We start from the raw sequence: 18,780 nt of genomic DNA, 5'->3' as shown, positions 1-18,780 counted from the left end.
TAGTGAAGGTCCCGGATATTGCTTCGCTCATCCGGGCATCTACGCACGCCCGTCATTGCGAGGAGCGAAGCGACGAAGCAATCCATATCTCCATTTGCCGCGCTATGGATTGCTTCGCTTCGCTCGCAATGACGGCTCGGCGATACGGCCTCCCTACTCCGCCGCCTGCTGCGTCGGCGCTTCCAGCACCTCCAGCACCTTCGGCGGCGACATCGGCAACGCGTAGAAGCGTTTGCCCAGCGCGTTGTAGATCGCGTTCGCCACCGCGGCCATCACAGGCACCAGCGGCACTTCGCCGACGCCCTTGACGCCTTGCGGGTGTTTCGGGTTCGGGATCTCGACCATGATGCAGTCGATCATCGGCAGGTCCGAGCAGACGGGCATACGGTAGTCGAGGAAGCCGGGGTTATCGACCTTGCCCTCCTTGGTATAGATGTATTCCTCGTTCAGCGCCCAGCCGATGCCTTGCGCGACGCCGCCCTGGAGCTGGCCTTCGACATAGCCGGGGTGGATGGCGCGGCCGACATCCTGGACGGCGGTGTAGCGGATCACCCGCGCAATCCCGAGATCGACGTCGACCTCGACGTCGCAGACATGCGTGCCGAAACCGCCGTCGGCGCCTTGGGTGTTGAGCTGCACGCCGGCCCCGATGGGGCCGCCCATCGCAGGTGCTTTCTCGGCGAGCTCTTCCAGCGTCAGCGGCTCGAACTGGCCGGCGTTCGGGCTCGCCGGATGCGCCGCGCCGTTCTCCCACTTCACCGCTTCGGGATCGATCTCCCAGATCTTGGCCGCGCGCTCGCGCAGCGTCTGGATGATCTTTTCGGTCGATTGCGTCACCACCATCGCCGACGCAAACAGCACGCGGCTGCCGCCGGTGAGGTTGGAGAAACCGACCGTCTGGGTGTCGCCGATGATGACGGAGACGCGGCGGTAGTCGATGCCGAGCAACTCGGCGCAGATGTTGGCGATGCCGGCGCGCGAGCCGCCGATATCGGGATGGCCAGTGGTGACGACGACGTTGCCATCCTCGGTGATGTTGACCTGCGCGGAAGATTCGCCGCCGGCGTTGAACCAGAAGCCGGAAGCAACGCCCCTTCCTCTTAGTTTTCCTTGCAGTTTGCCGTTGCCGTCGCCGAGCGGCGCGGCGTAATGCGGCGAGGCTTTAGCCGCTTCCACCGTCTCGACATAGCCGATGCGCGGGAACACCGGGCCGTGCGCGGCTTTGGTGCCTTCCTTGGCGGCGTTCTTCAGGCGGAAGTCGAGCGGGTCCATCTTCAAGGCTTCCGCGACTTCGTCGAGCACGCATTCGACCGCATAGGCGCCGATCGGCGCGCCCGGCGCGCGATAGGCCGCGACCTTCGAGCGGTTGGAGCAGACGTCATATCCTTCCGAGAGCAGGTTCGGAATGTCATAGGGCGTGAAGCTGCAGCCCGCGGCGCCGCGGATCGGCGAGCCCGGGAAGGCGCCGGCCTGCAGGTAGAAGGTGCCATGCGCGGCGACGATCCTGCCGTCCGTGGTCGCGCCGATCTTCACCGTGCTTTTCGAGCCTGAGGTCGGGCCGGTCGCGCGCATCACTTCCTCGCGCGTCATCACCATCTTCACCGGACGGCCGGATTTTTTCGCAAGCAAGGTTGCGAGCGGTTCGAGATAGACGATGGTCTTGCCGCCAAAGCCGCCGCCGATCTCGGCGGGGATGGCGCGGATGTCACTCTGCGGGATGCCGGTGAGATAGGCCGTCATCGCGCGCACCATGAACTGGCCCTGGCTGGAGCTCCAGATCGTGGTCTTGCCGTCTGGCGCCACCGAAATCAGGCAGGCATGCGGTTCGATATAGCCCTGGTGCACCGGGCGCGTGGTGAAGGTGCGCTCGATGACGATGTCGGCCTTCTTGAAGCCTTCCGCGATGTCGCCCTTCTTGTGCTCGAGGCGGCCGACGATGTTGGAGGGCTTGCCGTCGAACTTGTTGAACTCGTGCAGAACAGGCGCATCGGGCTTGAGCGCATCGTCAATCTCGATCGACCACGGCAACACCTCGTAATCGACCTCGATCAGCTTGCAGGCTTCCTCGGCGATCGCTTCCGTAGTCGCGGCGACGGCCGCGATGGGGTGCCCGGGGAATAGCGCCTTGTCGCGCGCCATCACGTTGCGGCACATCCAGCGCATGTCCTGGATGCCCAGCATGACAGCGCCCTTCTCGATCGGGAAATCGACGATGTCTTTCGAAGTGACGACGGCCTTCACCCCCGGCAGTTTCTCGGCCTTGGAGGTGTCGATCGATCTGATGCGCGCATGCGGATGCGGGCTGCGCAAAACCTTGCCCCAGATCATGCCGGGCATGGTGGTGTCGGCGGCGAACTGGGCGCGGCCGGTAACCTTGTCCATGCCATCAGGGCGAATGGTGCGCTGGCCGATCCATTTGTTGTTGGTGACGAGGTTCATGGGGCTATCTCCCGAAAATTAGTGCGCGCGCATTTCGGCAGCGGTTTCCATCACCGCGCGGACGATCTTGTCATAGCCGGTGCACCGGCAGAGGTTGCCGGCGAGCCAGAAGCGGACTTCCTCCTCGCTCGGGTCCGGGTTTTTCTTGAGGAGCGCGTCGGACGCGACCAGCATGCCCGAGGTGCAGATGCCGCACTGAAGCGCGGCCATTTCGAGAAACTTTTGCTGCAGCGGATGCAGACGCTCGCCCTGAGCCAGGCCCTCGATGGTCCTGATATCGTGACCCTCGGATTCCACGGCGAGCATCAGGCAGGAGCAGACCAGCCGATCGTCAATCGTGATCGAGCAGGCGCCGCAATCGCCGGAGGCGCAGCCTTCCTTGGAGCCGGTCAGGGCAAGCGGCCCGCGTAGCGCGTCGAGCATGGTATCGCTGGGCTCGCACAGAAATTCCATCGGCTCGCCGTTGATGGTGGTCGTGACGTGAACTTTAGCCATGAATTACTTTCCTTGCGCGCGTTGGGCGGCGATCGCGGCGGTACGCTTGAGCAGCACGCCGGCCACCTTGATGCGATAGGCGATGGTGCCGCGCTTGTCGTCGATCGGGCGGCAGGCGGCGGAGCAGGCGCTGGCTGCCTTCGCCAGCGCGGCGTCGTCGAGCTTTGAGCCGATCAGCGCTTTCGCAGCGTCTTCCACCAGCAGCACGGTCGGCGCCACCGCCCCCAAGCCGACGCGGGCGGCGGTGACGGTGCCGTCCTTCATGGTGAGGCTGACACCGCAGCCGACCACGGCGATGTCCATTTCGGTGCGCGGTATCATGCGCAAGTAAGCATCGCTCGATCCGGGCGGGCGCGGCGGCAGCGTGAAGCTGACGAGGATCTCGCCGGGCTTTAAGTTGGTGCGGCCGGGGCCGGCGGGGACGTCCTCCACCTTCATCTCGCGGCGGCCATCCGGGCCCTGCACGGTGACGGTGGCGCCGGCCGCGACCATCGCGGGCACGCTGTCGCCGGCGGGCGAGCCGTTGCAGAGATTGCCGCCGGCAGACGCGCGGCCCTGCACCTGCTTGGAACCGATCAGGTTGACCGCTTCGAGCACGCCAGGCCAAACCTTGCCAAAATTCCGGTGTTCGGCGAGCGCCATGCCGGAGACGGCGGCGCCAATGCGAAAGCCGCCGTCGGCGGTCTGTTCGATCGCGGTCATCTCGGGGATTTTCTTGATGTCGACGATCACGCCCGGCTTGAGCACGCCCGATCGCATTTGCACCAGAAGATCGGTGCCGCCGGCCAGGATGCGCGCGGCGCTGCCGGCTTTCGCAAATGCACCGACCGCTTCGTCAAGCGTATCAGGCGCCAAATATCGGAGTTCCGTCATGGTCTTCCGCCATCTCCCTCGTTCCGCCCGCCCCAGTGATTGTCGGCTCACCTTCAAAAGTCGGGCAGACGCCAAGCCTACACGGGGAAAAGCGGTTGGAACAGCCTGCGAGATCAGGTTGATACGGCAGGCTCCTATGCGCGTGACGGTGCTTGCGCGGCCGATTGAGCCGCGGCGGGGATCGCTTGGGCAGCGTCCCATCCGCCGTCATTGCAACACCGTTGGCTAATGCAGTCAGCCGGTCTAAAACCCGGGCTTCGGATTCACGATTTTTGTGGGGGATGGATGCCGCTTTTCAGATTCCTCGTTGCTGCCACGGCGTCCCTGACACTTTCATCCCCCGCCATCGCCCAAACGGCTCCCTCGCCTGTCCGTTCCGCACCGAGACCTGTGGTCGCACCGGCACCCGGTCAGCAGCCGCCGGCCGCCGCTCCGCGCGCACCCCGCGGCGCGGCTTGCCACAACGGCCTGTCGTTCGACCGCTTCCTGGCCGACCTCAAGCAGCAGGCCGCCGCGGAGGGCGTGTCGCAGCGCACGTTGGCCGAAGCGGCGCCCTACCTCGTCTATGACCAGGGCATCGTCAACCGCGACCGCGGCCAGCGCGTGTTTGGCCAAGTGTTCACCGAGTTCGCACGGAACAGGGCGTCCGATGGCGCGGCGAAAAATGCGCAGGCGCGAATCCGGATGCATGCGGCCGCGTTCAACCGCGCCGAGAAGGAATATGGCGTGCCGCCGGCCGTGATCGCCGCGTTCTGGGGGCTGGAGAGCAGTTTTGGCGCCGAGCTAGGCAATCTGCATACGCTGCGCTCGCTGGTGTCGCTGGCCTACGACTGCCGCCGCTCCGAGATGTTCAGCAAGGAAACCATCGCCGCGCTGAGGATCATCGAACGCGGCGATCTGACGGCAAGCGAGATGATCGGCGCATGGGCCGGCGAACTCGGGCAGACGCAGTTCCTGGCGACGCACTACTTCAACTACGCGGTGGACTATGACGGCGACGGCCGCCGCAACCTGTTGCGCAGCGCGTCCGACGTGATCGGCTCGACCGCGAACTATATCGCCAACGGTTTGAAATGGCGGCGCGGCGAGCCGTGGCTGCAGGAAGTGCGCGCGCCGCAAAATTTTCCGTGGGAGCAGGCTGACCTCACGACAAAGCTGCCGCGCGCAAAATTCGCGCAGCTCGGCGTGACCTATCCCGACGGCCGGCCGCTGCCGAACGACGACCTGCCGGCCTCGCTGCTCTTGCCGATGGGCTGCACCGGACCGGCGTTCCTGGCCTATGCGAATTTCGCCGCCTATACCGAGTGGAACAACTCGCTGATCTATTCGACCACCGCCGCCTATCTCGCCAGCCGCATCGCCGGCGCCCCGCCAATGCGGCAGCCATCGGCGCCGGTCGCACAACTGCCGCTCAACGAACTGAAGGAGCTGCAGCAGCTCCTGGTGCGCGCCGGCTACAATGTCGGCAAGGTCGACGGCGTGATGGGACAGTTGAGCCGCACGGCGGTGAAGGCGATGCAGATCAAATACGGCCTGCCGGCGGATTCCTGGCCGACGGCGGAGCTCTTGGCGCGGATGCGCGGCCCCAGCGTCCAGGCGCAGCCGGCCGGCCTGGTGATGCCGGCGGCGCGGTAGCTCTTCTCCCTCTCCCCGCTCTTCGCGGGGAGAGGGTTGGGGTGAGGGGCTCGATCCGCGAGCGAAATCTATCCGAGAGACCTGTACCCCCTCACCCGGATCGCATCTGACGATGCGATCCGACCTCTCTCCGCAAGCGGGGCGAGCTTCAGCAGCGTCACGCGCGTTCGGAATATTTCGCTGCATCAGCATCCTGCCCGAGTTGCATTTCCTAGGGCGCTTCCCATCTCGAGCAGCACCTCATCCTCTTGAGATGAATTTCCACATCACGAAAAGAGCATCGCATGTCTTTCCACGACCTAACCGTGCCCGCCTTCCTGCAGATTCTCGGCAGCCTTTCCGGCCTGCTCGGCAAGGCGGAAGCGCATTGCAAGGCAAAGAACATTCAGCCCGAAGTGCTGCTCAATGCCAGGCTTTACCCGGACATGTATCCGCTGACACGCCAGGTGCAGACTGCCTGCGATTTTGCCGCGAAGACCTGCGCCCGGCTGACCGGCAACGAAGTGCCATCCATACCCGACACCGAAAAGAGCTTTGAGGAATTGCAGCAGCGGATCGCGAAAACGACCGATTATGTGAAGGCATTCAAGCCGGCGCAGTTCGAGGGCGGCGAGACGCGCGAAGTGACCTTCCCGATCGGCCCCAGCAACACCATGACGATGAAGGGCCAGCAATATCTCGTCAATTTCGCATTCCCGAATTTTTACTTCCACGCCGCCACCGCGCACGGCATTTTGCGCCATAATGGCGTCGAGATCGGCAAGCGCGATTTTCTCGGGGTGAGGTAATCGTCAGCGCAAAGCGGCTAGCTCGCGCGCAAGGTTTCCGCGGGCTTGGCCGTCATATCCTGCGGCAAAGGCCGGATCGGGAAAGATCACTGGCCGCGCGGCGAACTGGCCGAGCACATGCGCGCGGCCGGCGCGATAGTCAGCGTCCGGCACGTGGATGAACTCCTGCCGGATCGCGGCGGCGTAAGCGTCGTAGCGCGCGGGCTCCGCGCCGAGAATGCTGAGGTCGATCGAGATCAAAATGGCGCCCAGGCGATCGTCGCCCTGGATGTCGTGTGTCTTTGTCAGGCGGATCAGGCGGGCTACTTCCGCTCCGATATCCTCGCGGACGTGCTGCTCGGCCAGCCGCGCGCTGAGCTCTTCATTGTCCGCGCGGGTCGGGTCGTAAACGACATCGTGCCACCAGATCGCCTCGGTCAGGATTTCGCGCTCGCGCTCCGCAAGATTGTCGACGCGCGCGAGCGCGGCGAGACAGTCTTCGACGTGCGTGAGGTTGTGATAGTGGCGGCCCGGCGCCGTGTAGGCGGTGACAAGCTGGTCGCGGTTCATCGCAAGGCTCCGCGGCGCGCATTCGCGCGCCCCATTCCAACAACCGCTACCGCATCGTGATCGCTAATCCGCTGAGATCGGCGTTCGCCATCAAGCCTACCTGGTGCCCGGTCAATTCCAGCACTGCGCCCTTCTGGTTGGTGAGCACGATCGCGCGGGCGCCGCGGCCGACCGCCAGGCCCGCGCCGGCTGCGCCGTAGACGCCGGCGACATCGGAAGGGCGATAGATGTTGCTGACGCGGCCGCGCAGCACGGTCTTCGATCCGCCGAACACCAGGCCGTAGTCGAGCCCGCCTGTCGACAGCGGATAGCGTCGCCCGTGAAAATTCAGAACGCCGCTGCCGCCGGAGCCGCCGATGATCCATCCCGCCTTGTAGATCGTGAGTTGCACGAAACCTTCGTCGGCATGCGCGGCGGACGACAGCGTGACGCCGGCGAAGGCCGCTAACGCGAGCACGGTAGCGCGAACGGCGGATGGCATGTTCATGGATCGTATCTCCGGAGGGCTTGCAAATCGGAAAAGTGTCGGGCGGGCTTTGCGGTGCAGATTGAGTCGCAACTATCGGATTGTAGCCGATCGGCGCAAGGGGCAAAGCATAATCACGCCCTGCGCGATGCTCTGTGTGCCGACCCGCGCCGTGCGCCCGACACAATTTCATCACGATTGCACGAACAAAAAATTGCGGCCCTGTGAACTGCATTACTGTCGCAGCAACCGTAACCCGCTATTTCGTGTCGGGTGAATTCCCTGACGGGCGGGACCTACAAACCAATCGGCGGGTCGTGAAGCGCGGGCGCCGCTGCCTTTCCAGCGAGGCAGCGGCGCGTTAGGCTTCAAGGCACCGAACCAGCCACGAGGTGTCCCATGCCCCCGATCCAGCATTTTGCGCCGCCCGCCGGCGTCAAGGCCCCGCCGCTATCCTTTGCCACGCGCACCGGCGACCTGTTGTTCATCTCGGGCATTCCGGGTTTTGACGACAAGGGCGCGCTGGCGGATGGTTTCGAGGCGCAGTTCGGCTTCGTTGTCGCCAACATCAAGCGCGTGCTCGACGAGGCCGGCGCGACGTTTCGCGATCTGGTCAAGGTCAACGTGCTGCTGACGCGCGCATCCGACGTCGCCACGATGAACGTGCTGTATGCGTCGGCGTTCGGGCCGGCGCCCTACCCCGCCCGCACCACCTGCGTGGTGCAGGCGCTGCCCGACCCGAAGATGCTGATCGAGATCGAAGCTGTTGCCTCACTGACGAAGGCGTAGAAAGCGTAGGGCGGATTAGCGAAGCGTAATCCGCCATTCACGGCAAGGTCGGCGGATTACGTTACGCTAATCCGCCCTACGGAACATCTCACGGCTTCGGCATGGTTTCCTTCAGTGTATTGCCGACGAAATCGGCGGCATGGCGATAGGCGGCATCGTTGTCGCCGCGGAACGTCACCGTTCGCCGCATCAACAGTTTCTCGGCTTCGAGGTCGAGCAACTGGATTTCGCCCCATTGTACCAGCGTGCTCATCTTGCGGATGCCGCCATAGACCACGAGTCGCGCGCCGGCCTTGCGCGCGGCGGCGATGAAGACGTCCTGCGACATGCTGGTGGCCGTGCAGGGATGATCGGGGCATTCGATCGGCACCACGCGATAACCGCCCTGCGCCGCGAGATTGTCGCGCAGCAACGCGGCAAACGACGCCACTCGCGCTTGATGCTCAACGCTCTGGTCCGTGACCTCGCCGGAAGTATCGAAATAATCGAAATCCGCAACCGCGACCGCGATCGGCGCGGCGGCCGGCGATCCGCTCGATGCAAGCGACAATGCGGCGAGCGCGCAGAGCATCGTCAGCACGGCGCTTGCGCCATTGCGCCGGCGTGAGACGCGCCATCCGGTTGCCGCTTGCATGATGCCTGGCTTCCTTCAACTCCGACGTCGGCATCGCCACGCTGCCGACCGGAGCAAATTGTAACCGACATGTGTAGGGTGGGCAAAGGCGCGCAGCGCCGTGCCCACCCTTCTTATGTCTTCGCGATGGTGGGCACGCTATCGCTTTGCCCACCCTACGAAATCGTCCCTCTTGTACAAGCGGGCGTGCTTGCTATCCTCTGGCAAAACCAAGCAAGAGGAAACGCGCCATGCCCCTTCTCCAAAATCACATCGCCGTCATCACCGGCGCAGGTTCCGGTATCGGGCGCGCGATTGCGAGCGGCTATGCACGGGAGGGCGCGCGGGTCGTGCTGCTCGACAGGGACGAGAACGCGGTAGCAGAAGCGGCAAGGGAAATCCGCGACGCCGGCGGCAATGCGGACAGCTTTGCGCTCGACGTCAGCAAACGCGAGGATTGCGTCGCGATGGCGAAGCAGATCGCCGATAAGGTCGGCCAGGTCTCGGTCCTCGTCAACAATGCCGGCATCGTCCGCCGCAACGGCATGCTGGGCGCGGCAGAGGCCGTGATCAGCGACTGGGAAGACATTATCGCGATCAACCTCACCGGCGTCTTCAACGTGACGCATGCCTTTCTCGATCCCTTGCGCGCGAGCAAGGGGCGCATCGTCAACATCGGCTCGATCCAGTCCTTTGTGCATGTGCGCACGCCGAGCTCGCCGGCCTACACCGCCTCCAAGCACGGCGTGCTCGGCTTCACCAAGGCGCTCGCCGCCGAACTCGGCAAGGAAGGCGTCCGCGTCAATGCAATCGGCCCCGGCTTCATCGCAACGCCACTGAACGCCAATGCCCGCGCCAACAATCCGGAACTGGTGAAGACCTTCATGGATCACACGCCGCTGGGACGTGCCGGCACCGCGGAGGACATCGTCGGCCCCGCGATCTTCCTGGCGTCCGATCTGTCGGCTTACGTCTCCGGATCGATCGTGATGGTCGACGGCGGCTATCGGGCGGTGTGAGGTCATCATGTCCAATGCCCCGCATTTCGACATCGACGTCCCCGCCTTCTGGGCCGATCCCTATCCCGCGCTGGCGAAGATGCGGAAAGAGACGCCGATCGCGTTCGTGCCGCAGCTCGGCTCGACCGTGTTCACCCGGCGCGACGACATCTTTACCCAGGAGAAGCGCATCGACGTGTTCTCCTCGCATCAGCCGAACGGGCTGATGAACGTGCTGATGGGCCACAACATGATGCGCAAGGACGGCGAAGCGCACATGACGGAGCGGCAGGCGATGTTTCCCGCCGTCTCGCCGCGCACGGTGCGCGATACCTGGATCCGGCAATTCCAAGCCCATGCCGACCGCATCCTTGATGAGCTCGTGCCGCAAGGCTCCGCCGATCTCTGCAAGGCGTTCGCGCTGCCGCTGTCGGCCGAATGCTTAAAAGACGTCACCGGGCTGACCAACATGCGCTACGAGGACATGGACGCATGGTCGCAGGCGATGATCGATGGCATCGCCAACTATACCGGCAACAAGGAGGTCGAGGCGCGCTGCCATGCCGCGACCGCCGGCATTGACGCCGCGATCGACGACATGATTCCGGTGGTGAAGAAACACCCCAACACCTCGATCCTGAGCGTGCTGCTGGTTTCAGGCCAGAACATGGAAAGCATCCGCGCCAACATCAAGCTTGCGATCTCCGGCGGCCAGAACGAGCCGCGCGATGCGATATCAGGCGCGACCTGGGCCTTGCTGACGCATCCCGATCAGCTCGCGCTGGTGCACGAGGGAAAAGCAAAGTGGATCGACGTGTTCGAGGAATATGCGCGCTGGATCGCGCCGATCCAGATGTCGCCGCGCCGCGTCGCAAAACCGTGGACGTATCACGGCGTCGACTTCGAACCGGAGGACCGCGTGTTCTTCATGTTCGGCTCGGCCAACCGCGACGAGGCCTGTTTCAACCATCCCGACCGTTTCGACATCACGCGCGATACGCAAAAAAGCATCGCCTTCGGCGCCGGCCCGCATTATTGCGCCGGCGCATTTGCCTCGCGCGCCATGGTGGCCAACGTCGCGTTGCCGAGCCTGTTCGCGCGGCTGCAGGGCCTGCGGCTGGACGAGCGCGAACCGGTGCGGATCGGCGGCTGGGCGTTTCGAGGATTGCTCAATCTTCCGGTGAACTGGGATGCGAACTAGCGTCTCTCTGCCGCGCAGGCATCAATCGTGCGGCAAGAGCCGCATGCGGCGGAACGACCAATGCATCGCGCGGTACCAGAAATAGCCGGCCAGCGCGCCGCAAACCGAGAGAATGATGATATTGGCGGGATGATACTCGCCGCTCCACCACAACATTCCGCCGACCCAGAAGATCGTGAAGAAGATGGCGCCGAGCTTCAACCGCGTTGCCTGATCCATGATACCCCTCCGATGGCTGGCGATGGATGGCACCATGAGCGCTGCGACCTCGCCGCACCGTGAGCAGCGTCACGCTGCGTCGAGGCTATGAACCCACAAAATCCAGAGTGGTTGGCGGACTTCCGCTTTGATGCGCGCTCCGGACTCACATCGGACATCGCGTGAGGTCCGAAAGGGCCAATAAGCGAACATGCAGTAACCGCATCTACAGGAGTCGGGTCTATAGACGTGCCGCTAAGTGAGGCGAGAGAATGAAAGCAGATAATCGGCTGGCGGTGTTTTGCCTAGTAGTGCTGTCCATCATCATTGCGGGCATCATGGTCGAGAAGTTTTGGGACTGTCGTCTCAAAGGAGGAGCGGAAGAGGCCTGCTTGTTCACGCCTGCTCCTTACACGCCACCATAGGGCGCCAACTGAGGCAGCCTAATCGTAGCCCTTGCCATTAGGTCTGCTGGAGCGAAGACCCCAATGGGTCAAAAGCGTCGTTTTCACCGTCTGACGAAGACTTCCGGTGTACCCCGGTGAACGGACATCGCCAGGGCCGGTCGGCATGTCTCAAAAGGGCCAATTCCAGACCTTGGCACTTGCAGACGAGAAAGTCTCAAAGGCGATCATCCTGAAATCACGCCTTGGGGCCAGGGTAGAAGCACGATCTTACCGCCGAGTCCGCCGGCATCGATGCGGGTGTGGGCCTCGCGCGCGGCCGCGAGGGGCAGACGGTCGATAACTACGGGATGGATAGCGCGGTCGCGAAGTAGGTCGAACAGCGTGACCATGTCAGCTTTGAAATCTTCTGGGTGCGCTGATCGGCGTGAGGTGATGTTGTAGAACACGGCGTGACGGCCGCCAAACAGACCGCTCAATGCGTTCCACAGTTTGAGCCGCGCCAAACCGAGTGCCGCTGACGCCAAGCCTGCGCCGCCAACTGCCATTGTCTGGGCACCGTAGCCGACGAGTAGGCCGCCGGGTGCGAGGCAAGCGAATGACCGCGCGAAATGCGCGCCGCCAATCGCATCGAAGGCTGCATCGACGCCGACCCCGCCCGCACGCCCTGCGGTGAGCCCGCGCACAGCCGCGACGAAGTCGCTGGCGCGATAGTCGATCGCCGTTGCGCCGAAGCGCTCTACCACAGCCATGTTGGTCGCCGAGCAAGTGCCAATCGCCTTCAGGCCGAGATGGCGCGCCAGATCGAGTAGCGCCGTGCCGACCATGCCAGAGGCACCAATTACGAGGATAGTTGCTCCGCGCGGTAGGCGACCGTATCGGGTGAGCATTTGGTAGGCGGTGAGATAGGCCAGCGGGATGCACACGGCTTCGGCGGGATCGACGCCATCGGGGACCGGCACGAGAAAGCGCGCGGGGCGGATCGCATACTGTGCGTACCCACCGACGACACAGAGATCAGCAACCAACTGTCCGGTGAGCTGGGCAGGCACGCCGGGTCCGGCCTCTTCGACGACGCCGACAAGGTCGTAACCCGGGGTGAACGGCAGTGGCCCCTTGAAGTCTGGGTAACGGCCGCGCCGGATGAAGGTATCGGTGAAGCCGGTGCCGGCAGCGAGCACCTTGATGCGGACCTCGCCATGGCCGGGTTGGGGAATTGTCGGCTGTTCCGCCAGTTCTAGGACCTCGGGGCCGCCGAACCGAGCGATACGAATGTATTGCAACGCCATGCGTCGAATATAGCGACGGGTTCACCGCTTGTCGAACATACATGTCCTTCATGGGTCAGTTGCGTCGTTCTGACGGCGCGCAGGCCACTTCCGGTCTACCTCAAAAAGCAGACATGTTTAGAGTCCGGAGGCACGTCTCAAAGGGGCCAATTCCAGACGCTCGGATTCAATGCAGGCACTACCGCTACCGCTTATACCGGTGATTAACCGGCGCAGGCCGAAAGTGCAGGTGATTGATTGCGATTCTTGAAAAGCAGAGCCTTGGCCGTGAAGAAAATCGGCGTCTTTCTTGTGTTCCTGCCTGCGGCAGTTGCGGCCGCCGCCTTGTTCGGCATGATACACGATCAGATTAGCTACTCCGTCTCGCCGGAATACTACACGAAGTTCAAGTTTATTCAGTTTCGAGTGATCGATCTTCACGTTCCTGATCGCATTCGCGTTGCAATCGTGGGTTTCCGCGCATCATGGTGGATGGGAATTCCATTGGGCATCCTCTGCGGCTGGCCGGCAAATGAGGCTGTCCGCGCGGCGTTCAGCAGGGCGACGCGACTTCCGAAATGTCATTCGCGTCGATGAGCCCACGCCCCTACCCGAACCGCGCCCGTGACCGCTCCCTCGCCTTCTCGGCCTCGACCTCGCGGTCGCGCGGCGGCGCGTTGGTCTGCAGCGAGGCGAGCAGACGCCGCGCGCTGTCGGAGACTTCGGAAACCGCGCGGTTGAACGCCTCGGCGTTCGCCTGCGAGGGCGAATTGAAGCCGGAGAGCTTGCGCACGAATTGCAGCGCGGAGGCATGGATTTCCGCGTGCGTGGCCGGGGGATCGAAATTGAACAGGGTCTTGATGTTACGGCACATGGTTCTCTCTTCTGCAGAGGTCTTCGATCAAGGACGAACGGCCGGTGCAAAATCCGACGGCGTGGCTTATTCTGTCATGAAACTAGCGGCGTGTTCACCCCTGTCGGCACCTGCAAGCAGCGAGTTCCCGATGCCCCACGTGACCTACAAGATCGTCGAACATGACGGCGGCTGGGCCTACACCGTCAACGGCGTGTTTTCCGAGCCGTTTCCGAACCGCGCCACGGCGCTGGCAGCCGCCCGGCGCGCGGCCGCCGAGCAGCGCGTGCCCGGGCGCACCGAGGTGATCGAATACGAAACCGATGATGGAAAATGGCGGTCGGAGACCGCCGCCGGCAATGACCGGCCGGAAACCGAAGTGGAAGGTTAGTGCATTGTTCGGCGGTCTGGTGTGCTAGGTTCCCCTGTCAAGCGGTCCGCAAAGACGGCCGCAGTTTTGGGGAGACCATGATGAATTTTTCGCACGCCGCCTTTTCGGCCGCCGCATTGGCCCTGACCTCCATCACCGCCTTCGCCGCCGATTATCCCGCACCCAAGCAGGGCGACTGGATCGCCAAGAATTTCAAATTCCACACCGGCGAGACGATGCCGGAATTGCGGTTGCACTACACCACGATCGGCGAGCCGACCGGTCAGCCCGTGCTGGTGTTGCACGGCTCGGGCGGCTCCGCGGCCAGCATGCTGACGGCCGGATTCGGCGGGGAGTTGTTCGGCCCCGGCCAGCCGCTCGATGCCGCGAAATATTACATCATCATTCCGGATAGCGTCGGCCATGGCAAATCGTCAAAGCCTTCCGACGGCCTGAAGACGGCGTTTCCGAAATACAATTACGAGGATATGGTCGATGCGCAGCACCGCCTGGTCACGGAAGGACTCGGCGTGAAACACGTGCGGCTCGTGATCGGCAATTCGATGGGCGGCATGCACACCTGGATCTGGGGCGGCAAATATCCTGACTTCATGGACGCGCTGGTGCCGATGGCCTCGCAGCCGACCGAGATGGCAGCACGCAACTGGATGCTGCGGCGGATGATGCTTGAGACCATCCGGAACGATCCCGATTACAATGGCGGCAACTACACCGTCCAGCCGCGCATGATGAAATACGCCATCAACGCCTTCGGCATCGCGACCGCCGGCGGCACGCTGGCCTATCAGGCGCTGGCGCCGACGGCGGCGAAGGCCGACAAGATGGTCGATGACCGGCTGGCAACCGCCATCAGCGCCGATGCCAACGACTTCATCTACCAGTGGGAAGCCTCGCGCGATTACAATCCGGCGCCGTCGCTGGAGAAGATCGAGGCCAGGCTGCTCTTGATCAATGCCGCCGACGACGAGCGCAATCCGCCGGAAACCGGCGTCACCGAGGCGGCGATGAAGCGCGTCAAGAACGGACGCCTGTTCCTGATCCCGGCCTCCAGCGAGACGCGCGGCCATCTCACCACCGGCAATGCGAAGTTCTACAAGAAGGAGCTGCAGGAGTCGCTGCAGAGCGCGCCGCAACGGGCGATGTAAGCCAGGGCCTTTGGAAAGGGCACAATCCGCGCGCCACAAGAAGCCATGATTTCGCACCGCATCAAGTCTGCTTCGCCCACATCGCTCATTATTTGAGCGTGCATCGACAAGCGGGCTCCGCTTGAATTGTCCTCAGATTACGAATCGTGAGCGGCATGCGCCGTCGCGAGGAAGAGGCGACGCAGCGGAGGATCGGATGCGAAGGCTTGCGCCATTCGGCTTGCTCGTCTGCCTTTCGGTGCTGGCCGGCGCAGCGCTCGCTGTCGACAGGGGCCAGTACGATCACGTGCCGCCGGATATCCGCGCCTGGTTCAAGAGCGTGATCGCGCCGAACGGCGTGCCGTGCTGCGATATTTCCGACGGGCACCGCACGAGCTACGATGTTCGCGGCGGCGCCTATTGGGTGCCGATCGAGGGCCAATGGATGCAGGTGCCCGAGCGCGCGGTCATTCGCGACCAGGGCAACCCGGTCGGCGAAGCCGTGGTGTGGTACGTGCACCACCGCGGCAGCATCATCATTAGCTGCTTCGTGCCGGCGGACGCGGTCTAGTTCAAGATGACGGTGGCACCGGCGGATGATAATCTGAAGGAAAATCGAAAGGAGCCGCCCTTGTCCGATCTTGCCCCTGGCGACCTCGCCACGATCTATCCCGCTCCCACGCCGCGCGTGGTCGCCAAGGCGCGGCCGGAGATCGACGCGCATGCGAAAAAATTCATCGGCATGTCGCCGTTCTGTGTGCTCGCCACCTCAGGTTCGGACGGCAGCGTCGATGCATCGCCGCGTGGCGGCAATCCCGGCTTCGTCCATGTCGCGGGACCGAACCTGCTCTTGATGCCGGATCGCTCGGGCAACAACCGCATCGACAGCTTCCGCAACATCGTCGAGGGCTCGGGCTTCGTACAGTTGATCTTCTTCGTGCCCGGGATCGACGAGACGCTGCGCGTCGGCGGCAAGGGCAAGCTATCCGTCGATCCGGAGCTGATGGCGTCGATGATCGAATTCGGCAAGCCGCCGCGCGCGGTGCTGCATATCGACGTCAGGGAAGCCTATTTCCACTGTGGCAAGGCGCTGATGCGCTCGAAACTGTGGGCGGCCACGCAGGTCGAACGCTCGGTGATGCCGAGCATCGGCGAAGTGATCCACGACCAGACCGGACTTGGCGAGCGCGAAAGCCAGGCGGAGATCTACGAGCGCTACAAGACGCAGTTGTAGGATTGTCTCGGCAAGATCCTGATCACCCCCCTGGAGGGGTCCGGACGAGCGAAGCTCGCTCGGGGGTCGACGCTCATGAAATGAGCAGCGGGGTGGAGTGAAGGTCTCTCCGCTCGATCAGTCCCCGAGTGGAGAGACCGTCACCCCGCCCCGTCTTGCATTCGCTTCGCTCATACGAGCCGACCCTCCCCTCCAGGGGAGGGTAAGAAAGTCAGTCCCCGTTCTCGAGGCCGCCGACGTGCTTCTGGGTGTAGAGCTCAAGCCCGATGCGCTGGATCAGGTCAAGCTGGGTTTCGAGGAAGTCGATGTGATGTTCCTCGTCCTTCATCACGGTCTCGAACAAGTCGCGCGAGACGTAATCCTTCACGCCATGGCAGTAGGTCGCCGCTTCCTGATAGAGCGTGCGCGCGGTCATCTCAGTTGCGAGATCGCATTCGATGATTTCCCTGACGTTCTGGCCGATCCGGAGCGGATCGAGCACCTGCATGTTGGGAAAGCCGTCGAGGAACAGGATCCGGTCGGTGAACTTGTCTGCGTGCTCCATCTCCTCGATGGATTCCTTGCGCCAGACCTTGGCAAAATCCAAAAGGCCCCAATTGTTCAGGAGCCGGTAGTGCAGCCAGTACTGGTTGATCGCGGTGAGCTCGCTGCGCAGGCCCTTGTTGAGATAGTCGATGACCTTGGGATCGCCCTGCATGGGTCCACTCCAATTTCCTCAGGCCGACACGGCCTGACACTGTATTTAGAACGCTTCTAAATCAGTTTGGAGCCAAGAGCAACTGTTCCGCGCAAAAATGCGGCGGGAACCGGGGAAATCGGGGAAATTCGAAGGGATTTCAGACGGATTTCAGCAGGCCGCGAGGGCGAAGGCCGGAGCGGTTTCCTGCGCCGGCTCGTCGTTGGCGGCCTGGCGCGTGTGTGGGCAACCGGAGCAGCACTCCTTGGCGCAGGCGCCGAGCGCTTCATCGATGATGGTCTTGATGGTGCGCGCGCAGCGGCCGCATTCGGCGCTGCAGCCGAGGCAACCGTAAATCTGCTTGGGATTTCGCGGCAGGTCCGAAGCTGCAGTCACAGCATTACGGACATCGTGGTCGCTCAGGACGTTGCAGGAACAGACGATCATGAAACCGGTAGAACCCTTGGTGATGCCTGCTCATCGATATGGAAGAGAGCTGCGAGATGCAAAAGGAAAAGCCGCATTTTCAAGTAATTCCAAACTGATGCCGGGGAAATACTGGAATGAATCTAAAAGGCGGTGTTGCGGTAGATCAAATGGGCGCTGATCTCCCGATGTTTCCGGCATCAGTCGCCGCCACTGCTGCCGCCGCCTCCGCTCAGCGCCCGCCAGCATGAATACCGCCATTCCGCCCCTCGTCGCCGTGTCCTGCGTTCAAGGAAAAAGAAGAACATTTCGGTGTCTTCGCACCGTGACTTGCCTCACTTCCCGTTTCGTCGCCCCCGCCCTGCGCGGCCGTTCATTGATCATTCAAGCGAAATGTGGAACTTTTGCCGGGACGGAACTTAACGTCGTTTGCTCCACGAGAAAGGTGAGGCCATGAAGAAGACATTGATGGCGCTCGGCGCCGCCGCCGCGTTGGCCGTTTCGGCCGTGGCTGTTCCCGCTCCCGCCCAGGCGCAGCGCGGCGTTGCGGCGGGCGTCGCCGCCGGATTGATCGGCGGCGCCATTGTCGGCGGCGCGATTGCTTCGCAGAACGGTTACTATTACGGCCCGGGCTATTATGAGCCCGGTTATGGCGGCCCGGCCTATGTCGTCGATCCCGGCTACGGCGAGTCCTGCATCTGGCAGCGACAGCGGTTCTGGGATGGCTATGGCTGGCGGGTCCGCAACGTCAGGGTCTGCGACTAGAGCCGCTTCGCTCGAAAACGCTCGAGCTGCCGTTCATCTTCATTAAATTGCACCCGACACCCCGGAAAAGGCAGTGCTTTTCCGGGGTGCATGCGATTTCCGGCCCGAAAAAGACCGCTTTTTTCGACGACCGTTTGAAGACGTTTACTTTCGATTGACCCATGTGCGCTTTTTTAGCGGAGCGGCAGTTCGAAACACGTGTGAGTCATCCCCTAAACCCGGCGCCCGAAGGCGTCACTCCAGGAGAGCCCAGGACATGAAGAAGACATTTGCTGCCTTCGTCGCGGTCGCAACGATTGCCGGTTCGCTTGCCTCGACGCCCGCGAGCGCACAGCGTGGCGTTGCCGCAGGTGTGGCGGCCGGCTTGCTCGGCGGCGCGATCATCGGTGGCGCGATCGCCTCCAGCCGCCCGGCTTACGGCGGTCCGGTGTATGTGGAAGAGGCGCCCTATCCGGCGTGCCGCATGGTTCGCGAGCGCTTCTGGGATGGCTACGACTGGCGCTATCGCCGCGTCGAGGTCTGCCACTGATCTGACATCAACGCGATCTGCGCGCGTTGATCAAGGCCCGGCCGATATCTCGGCCGGGCTTTTTGT

At 63.2% G+C, this 18,780-nt stretch carries 25 protein-coding genes; 13 read left to right on the top strand and 12 right to left on the bottom strand.

Annotated elements, in window-relative coordinates; all coding sequences use genetic code 11:
• Positions 1–153 precede the first annotated feature (153 nt).
• Genes V1278_RS11505 through V1278_RS11495 form a run of 3 tightly spaced genes read right to left on the bottom strand, consistent with a single transcriptional unit; the run spans position 154 to position 3,807 of the window.
• Positions 154–2,439: a xanthine dehydrogenase family protein molybdopterin-binding subunit gene (locus tag V1278_RS11505; protein ID WP_334380782.1), complete on the bottom strand. Its 2,286-nt coding sequence runs from the start codon at positions 2,437–2,439 to the stop codon at positions 154–156.
• A gap of 18 nt (positions 2,440–2,457) precedes the next feature.
• Positions 2,458–2,934 carry a (2Fe-2S)-binding protein gene (locus V1278_RS11500; RefSeq protein ID WP_334380781.1) on the bottom strand — a complete coding sequence of 159 codons (477 nt, stop codon included), beginning with the start codon at positions 2,932–2,934 and terminating at the stop codon, positions 2,458–2,460.
• A gap of 3 nt (positions 2,935–2,937) precedes the next feature.
• Positions 2,938–3,807 (bottom strand): FAD binding domain-containing protein, encoded by an 870-nt coding sequence (locus V1278_RS11495; RefSeq protein ID WP_334380780.1) that lies wholly within the window; start codon positions 3,805–3,807, stop codon positions 2,938–2,940.
• Positions 3,808–4,092: 285 nt separating this feature from the next.
• Between V1278_RS11495 and V1278_RS11490 the strand changes: the two genes are divergently transcribed.
• Positions 4,093–5,442: a lytic murein transglycosylase gene (locus tag V1278_RS11490; protein WP_334380779.1), complete on the top strand. Its 1,350-nt coding sequence runs from the start codon at positions 4,093–4,095 to the stop codon at positions 5,440–5,442.
• A 284-nt stretch (positions 5,443–5,726) separates the two neighbouring features.
• Entirely contained in the window at positions 5,727–6,230 is a 504-nt protein-coding gene (locus V1278_RS11485; RefSeq protein ID WP_334364509.1) for a DUF1993 domain-containing protein, read from the top strand.
• Between the two features lie 3 nt (positions 6,231–6,233).
• On the opposite strand, the gene V1278_RS11480 is transcribed toward V1278_RS11485, so the two are convergent.
• Together V1278_RS11480 and V1278_RS11475 are read right to left on the bottom strand one after the other, a co-directional pair.
• The gene (locus V1278_RS11480) at positions 6,234–6,779 is read right to left on the bottom strand and encodes an HD domain-containing protein (RefSeq protein WP_334380778.1); all 546 of its coding nucleotides are present in this window, start codon (positions 6,777–6,779) and stop codon (positions 6,234–6,236) included.
• Positions 6,780–6,825: 46 nt separating this feature from the next.
• Positions 6,826–7,266 carry a hypothetical protein gene (locus V1278_RS11475; RefSeq protein ID WP_334380777.1) on the bottom strand — a complete coding sequence of 147 codons (441 nt, stop codon included), beginning with the start codon at positions 7,264–7,266 and terminating at the stop codon, positions 6,826–6,828.
• Between the two features lie 378 nt (positions 7,267–7,644).
• On the opposite strand from V1278_RS11475, the gene V1278_RS11470 reads away from it, so the two are divergent.
• A complete protein-coding gene (locus tag V1278_RS11470) occupies positions 7,645–8,034 on the top strand; it encodes a RidA family protein (RefSeq protein WP_213288421.1) in 390 nt (129 codons plus the stop codon).
• An 88-nt stretch (positions 8,035–8,122) separates the two neighbouring features.
• Here V1278_RS11470 and V1278_RS11465 read toward each other — a convergent pair whose 3' ends face one another.
• Positions 8,123–8,668: a DUF2380 domain-containing protein gene (locus V1278_RS11465; protein ID WP_334380776.1), complete on the bottom strand. Its 546-nt coding sequence runs from the start codon at positions 8,666–8,668 to the stop codon at positions 8,123–8,125.
• 230 nt (positions 8,669–8,898) lie between these two features.
• On the opposite strand from V1278_RS11465, the gene V1278_RS11460 reads away from it, so the two are divergent.
• Both V1278_RS11460 and V1278_RS11455 read left to right on the top strand, forming a co-directional pair.
• The gene (locus tag V1278_RS11460) at positions 8,899–9,666 is read left to right on the top strand and encodes an SDR family NAD(P)-dependent oxidoreductase (RefSeq protein WP_334380775.1); all 768 of its coding nucleotides are present in this window, start codon (positions 8,899–8,901) and stop codon (positions 9,664–9,666) included.
• 7 nt (positions 9,667–9,673) lie between these two features.
• Complete coding sequence (locus V1278_RS11455) at positions 9,674–10,846, top strand: cytochrome P450 (RefSeq protein ID WP_334380774.1); 1,173 nt, start codon at positions 9,674–9,676, stop codon at positions 10,844–10,846.
• Positions 10,847–10,867: 21 nt separating this feature from the next.
• Here V1278_RS11455 and V1278_RS11450 read toward each other — a convergent pair whose 3' ends face one another.
• Positions 10,868–11,065 (bottom strand): hypothetical protein, encoded by a 198-nt coding sequence (locus V1278_RS11450; protein WP_334364514.1) that lies wholly within the window; start codon positions 11,063–11,065, stop codon positions 10,868–10,870.
• A 251-nt stretch (positions 11,066–11,316) separates the two neighbouring features.
• Between V1278_RS11450 and V1278_RS11445 the strand changes: the two genes are divergently transcribed.
• Complete coding sequence (locus V1278_RS11445; protein WP_156438217.1) at positions 11,317–11,469, top strand: hypothetical protein; 153 nt, start codon at positions 11,317–11,319, stop codon at positions 11,467–11,469.
• Between the two features lie 206 nt (positions 11,470–11,675).
• On the opposite strand, the gene V1278_RS11440 is transcribed toward V1278_RS11445, so the two are convergent.
• Complete coding sequence (locus tag V1278_RS11440; protein WP_334380773.1) at positions 11,676–12,731, bottom strand: medium chain dehydrogenase/reductase family protein; 1,056 nt, start codon at positions 12,729–12,731, stop codon at positions 11,676–11,678.
• A gap of 267 nt (positions 12,732–12,998) precedes the next feature.
• On the opposite strand from V1278_RS11440, the gene V1278_RS11435 reads away from it, so the two are divergent.
• A complete protein-coding gene (locus V1278_RS11435) occupies positions 12,999–13,313 on the top strand; it encodes a hypothetical protein (protein ID WP_334380772.1) in 315 nt (104 codons plus the stop codon).
• Positions 13,314–13,323: 10 nt separating this feature from the next.
• Here V1278_RS11435 and V1278_RS11430 read toward each other — a convergent pair whose 3' ends face one another.
• Positions 13,324–13,590, bottom strand: a complete 267-nt coding sequence (locus tag V1278_RS11430) for a DUF2277 domain-containing protein (RefSeq protein WP_028347019.1) — start codon at positions 13,588–13,590, stop codon at positions 13,324–13,326.
• A gap of 130 nt (positions 13,591–13,720) precedes the next feature.
• Between V1278_RS11430 and V1278_RS11425 the strand changes: the two genes are divergently transcribed.
• The 4 genes from V1278_RS11425 (at position 13,721) to V1278_RS11410 (ending at position 16,318) form a co-directional block, all read left to right on the top strand.
• The gene (locus V1278_RS11425) at positions 13,721–13,960 is read left to right on the top strand and encodes a DUF2188 domain-containing protein (RefSeq protein WP_065744474.1); all 240 of its coding nucleotides are present in this window, start codon (positions 13,721–13,723) and stop codon (positions 13,958–13,960) included.
• An 80-nt stretch (positions 13,961–14,040) separates the two neighbouring features.
• A complete protein-coding gene (locus V1278_RS11420) occupies positions 14,041–15,105 on the top strand; it encodes an alpha/beta fold hydrolase (RefSeq protein ID WP_334380771.1) in 1,065 nt (354 codons plus the stop codon).
• A 196-nt stretch (positions 15,106–15,301) separates the two neighbouring features.
• Positions 15,302–15,655 (top strand): hypothetical protein, encoded by a 354-nt coding sequence (locus V1278_RS11415; RefSeq protein WP_334380770.1) that lies wholly within the window; start codon positions 15,302–15,304, stop codon positions 15,653–15,655.
• Positions 15,656–15,715: 60 nt separating this feature from the next.
• Positions 15,716–16,318 (top strand): MSMEG_1061 family FMN-dependent PPOX-type flavoprotein, encoded by a 603-nt coding sequence (locus tag V1278_RS11410; protein WP_334364520.1) that lies wholly within the window; start codon positions 15,716–15,718, stop codon positions 16,316–16,318.
• Between the two features lie 211 nt (positions 16,319–16,529).
• Here V1278_RS11410 and bfr read toward each other — a convergent pair whose 3' ends face one another.
• From bfr to V1278_RS11395, 3 genes are all read right to left on the bottom strand, one after another.
• Positions 16,530–17,015: a bacterioferritin gene (gene bfr / locus V1278_RS11405; protein ID WP_334364521.1), complete on the bottom strand. Its 486-nt coding sequence runs from the start codon at positions 17,013–17,015 to the stop codon at positions 16,530–16,532.
• Positions 17,016–17,165: 150 nt separating this feature from the next.
• Positions 17,166–17,441 carry a (2Fe-2S)-binding protein gene (locus tag V1278_RS11400; protein ID WP_334364522.1) on the bottom strand — a complete coding sequence of 92 codons (276 nt, stop codon included), beginning with the start codon at positions 17,439–17,441 and terminating at the stop codon, positions 17,166–17,168.
• 30 nt (positions 17,442–17,471) lie between these two features.
• Entirely contained in the window at positions 17,472–17,681 is a 210-nt protein-coding gene (locus tag V1278_RS11395) for a hypothetical protein (protein ID WP_334380769.1), read from the bottom strand.
• 192 nt (positions 17,682–17,873) lie between these two features.
• On the opposite strand from V1278_RS11395, the gene V1278_RS11390 reads away from it, so the two are divergent.
• Positions 17,874–18,185, top strand: coding sequence for a hypothetical protein (locus V1278_RS11390; protein WP_057841790.1), 312 nt, complete (start codon positions 17,874–17,876; stop codon positions 18,183–18,185).
• Positions 18,186–18,441: 256 nt separating this feature from the next.
• Positions 18,442–18,714, top strand: a complete 273-nt coding sequence (locus tag V1278_RS11385; RefSeq protein WP_057841791.1) for a hypothetical protein — start codon at positions 18,442–18,444, stop codon at positions 18,712–18,714.
• Positions 18,715–18,780: the final 66 nt, after the last annotated feature.

Origin of the sequence: Bradyrhizobium sp. AZCC 1577 (genome assembly GCF_036924575.1) — a bacterium.
GTDB lineage: Bacteria > Pseudomonadota > Alphaproteobacteria > Rhizobiales > Xanthobacteraceae > Bradyrhizobium.
This window is presented reverse-complemented; position numbering and strand designations above follow the sequence as displayed.

Bases quoted from the DNA above. Each gene is read 5' to 3' on its own strand.
- V1278_RS11500 (WP_334380781.1), bottom strand. From the start codon at position 2,934: ATGGCTAAAGTTCACGTCACGACCACCATCAACGGCGAGCCGATGGAA.
- V1278_RS11465 (WP_334380776.1), bottom strand. From the start codon at position 8,668: ATGCAAGCGGCAACCGGATGGCGCGTCTCACGCCGGCGCAATGGCGCA.
- V1278_RS11505 (WP_334380782.1), bottom strand. From the start codon at position 2,439: ATGAACCTCGTCACCAACAACAAATGGATCGGCCAGCGCACCATTCGC.
- V1278_RS11400 (WP_334364522.1), bottom strand. From the start codon at position 17,441: ATGATCGTCTGTTCCTGCAACGTCCTGAGCGACCACGATGTCCGTAAT.
- V1278_RS11425 (WP_065744474.1), top strand. From the start codon at position 13,721: ATGCCCCACGTGACCTACAAGATCGTCGAACATGACGGCGGCTGGGCC.
- V1278_RS11475 (WP_334380777.1), bottom strand. From the start codon at position 7,266: ATGAACATGCCATCCGCCGTTCGCGCTACCGTGCTCGCGTTAGCGGCC.
- V1278_RS11420 (WP_334380771.1), top strand. From the start codon at position 14,041: ATGAATTTTTCGCACGCCGCCTTTTCGGCCGCCGCATTGGCCCTGACC.
- bfr (WP_334364521.1), bottom strand. From the start codon at position 17,015: ATGCAGGGCGATCCCAAGGTCATCGACTATCTCAACAAGGGCCTGCGC.
- V1278_RS11390 (WP_057841790.1), top strand. From the start codon at position 17,874: ATGAAGAAGACATTGATGGCGCTCGGCGCCGCCGCCGCGTTGGCCGTT.
- V1278_RS11445 (WP_156438217.1), top strand. From the start codon at position 11,317: ATGAAAGCAGATAATCGGCTGGCGGTGTTTTGCCTAGTAGTGCTGTCC.
- V1278_RS11495 (WP_334380780.1), bottom strand. From the start codon at position 3,807: ATGACGGAACTCCGATATTTGGCGCCTGATACGCTTGACGAAGCGGTC.
- V1278_RS11460 (WP_334380775.1), top strand. From the start codon at position 8,899: ATGCCCCTTCTCCAAAATCACATCGCCGTCATCACCGGCGCAGGTTCC.
- V1278_RS11450 (WP_334364514.1), bottom strand. From the start codon at position 11,065: ATGGATCAGGCAACGCGGTTGAAGCTCGGCGCCATCTTCTTCACGATC.
- V1278_RS11455 (WP_334380774.1), top strand. From the start codon at position 9,674: ATGTCCAATGCCCCGCATTTCGACATCGACGTCCCCGCCTTCTGGGCC.
- V1278_RS11480 (WP_334380778.1), bottom strand. From the start codon at position 6,779: ATGAACCGCGACCAGCTTGTCACCGCCTACACGGCGCCGGGCCGCCAC.
- V1278_RS11415 (WP_334380770.1), top strand. From the start codon at position 15,302: ATGCGAAGGCTTGCGCCATTCGGCTTGCTCGTCTGCCTTTCGGTGCTG.
- V1278_RS11395 (WP_334380769.1), bottom strand. From the start codon at position 17,681: ATGGCGGTATTCATGCTGGCGGGCGCTGAGCGGAGGCGGCGGCAGCAG.
- V1278_RS11490 (WP_334380779.1), top strand. From the start codon at position 4,093: ATGCCGCTTTTCAGATTCCTCGTTGCTGCCACGGCGTCCCTGACACTT.
- V1278_RS11470 (WP_213288421.1), top strand. From the start codon at position 7,645: ATGCCCCCGATCCAGCATTTTGCGCCGCCCGCCGGCGTCAAGGCCCCG.
- V1278_RS11485 (WP_334364509.1), top strand. From the start codon at position 5,727: ATGTCTTTCCACGACCTAACCGTGCCCGCCTTCCTGCAGATTCTCGGC.
- V1278_RS11430 (WP_028347019.1), bottom strand. From the start codon at position 13,590: ATGTGCCGTAACATCAAGACCCTGTTCAATTTCGATCCCCCGGCCACG.
- V1278_RS11385 (WP_057841791.1), top strand. From the start codon at position 18,442: ATGAAGAAGACATTTGCTGCCTTCGTCGCGGTCGCAACGATTGCCGGT.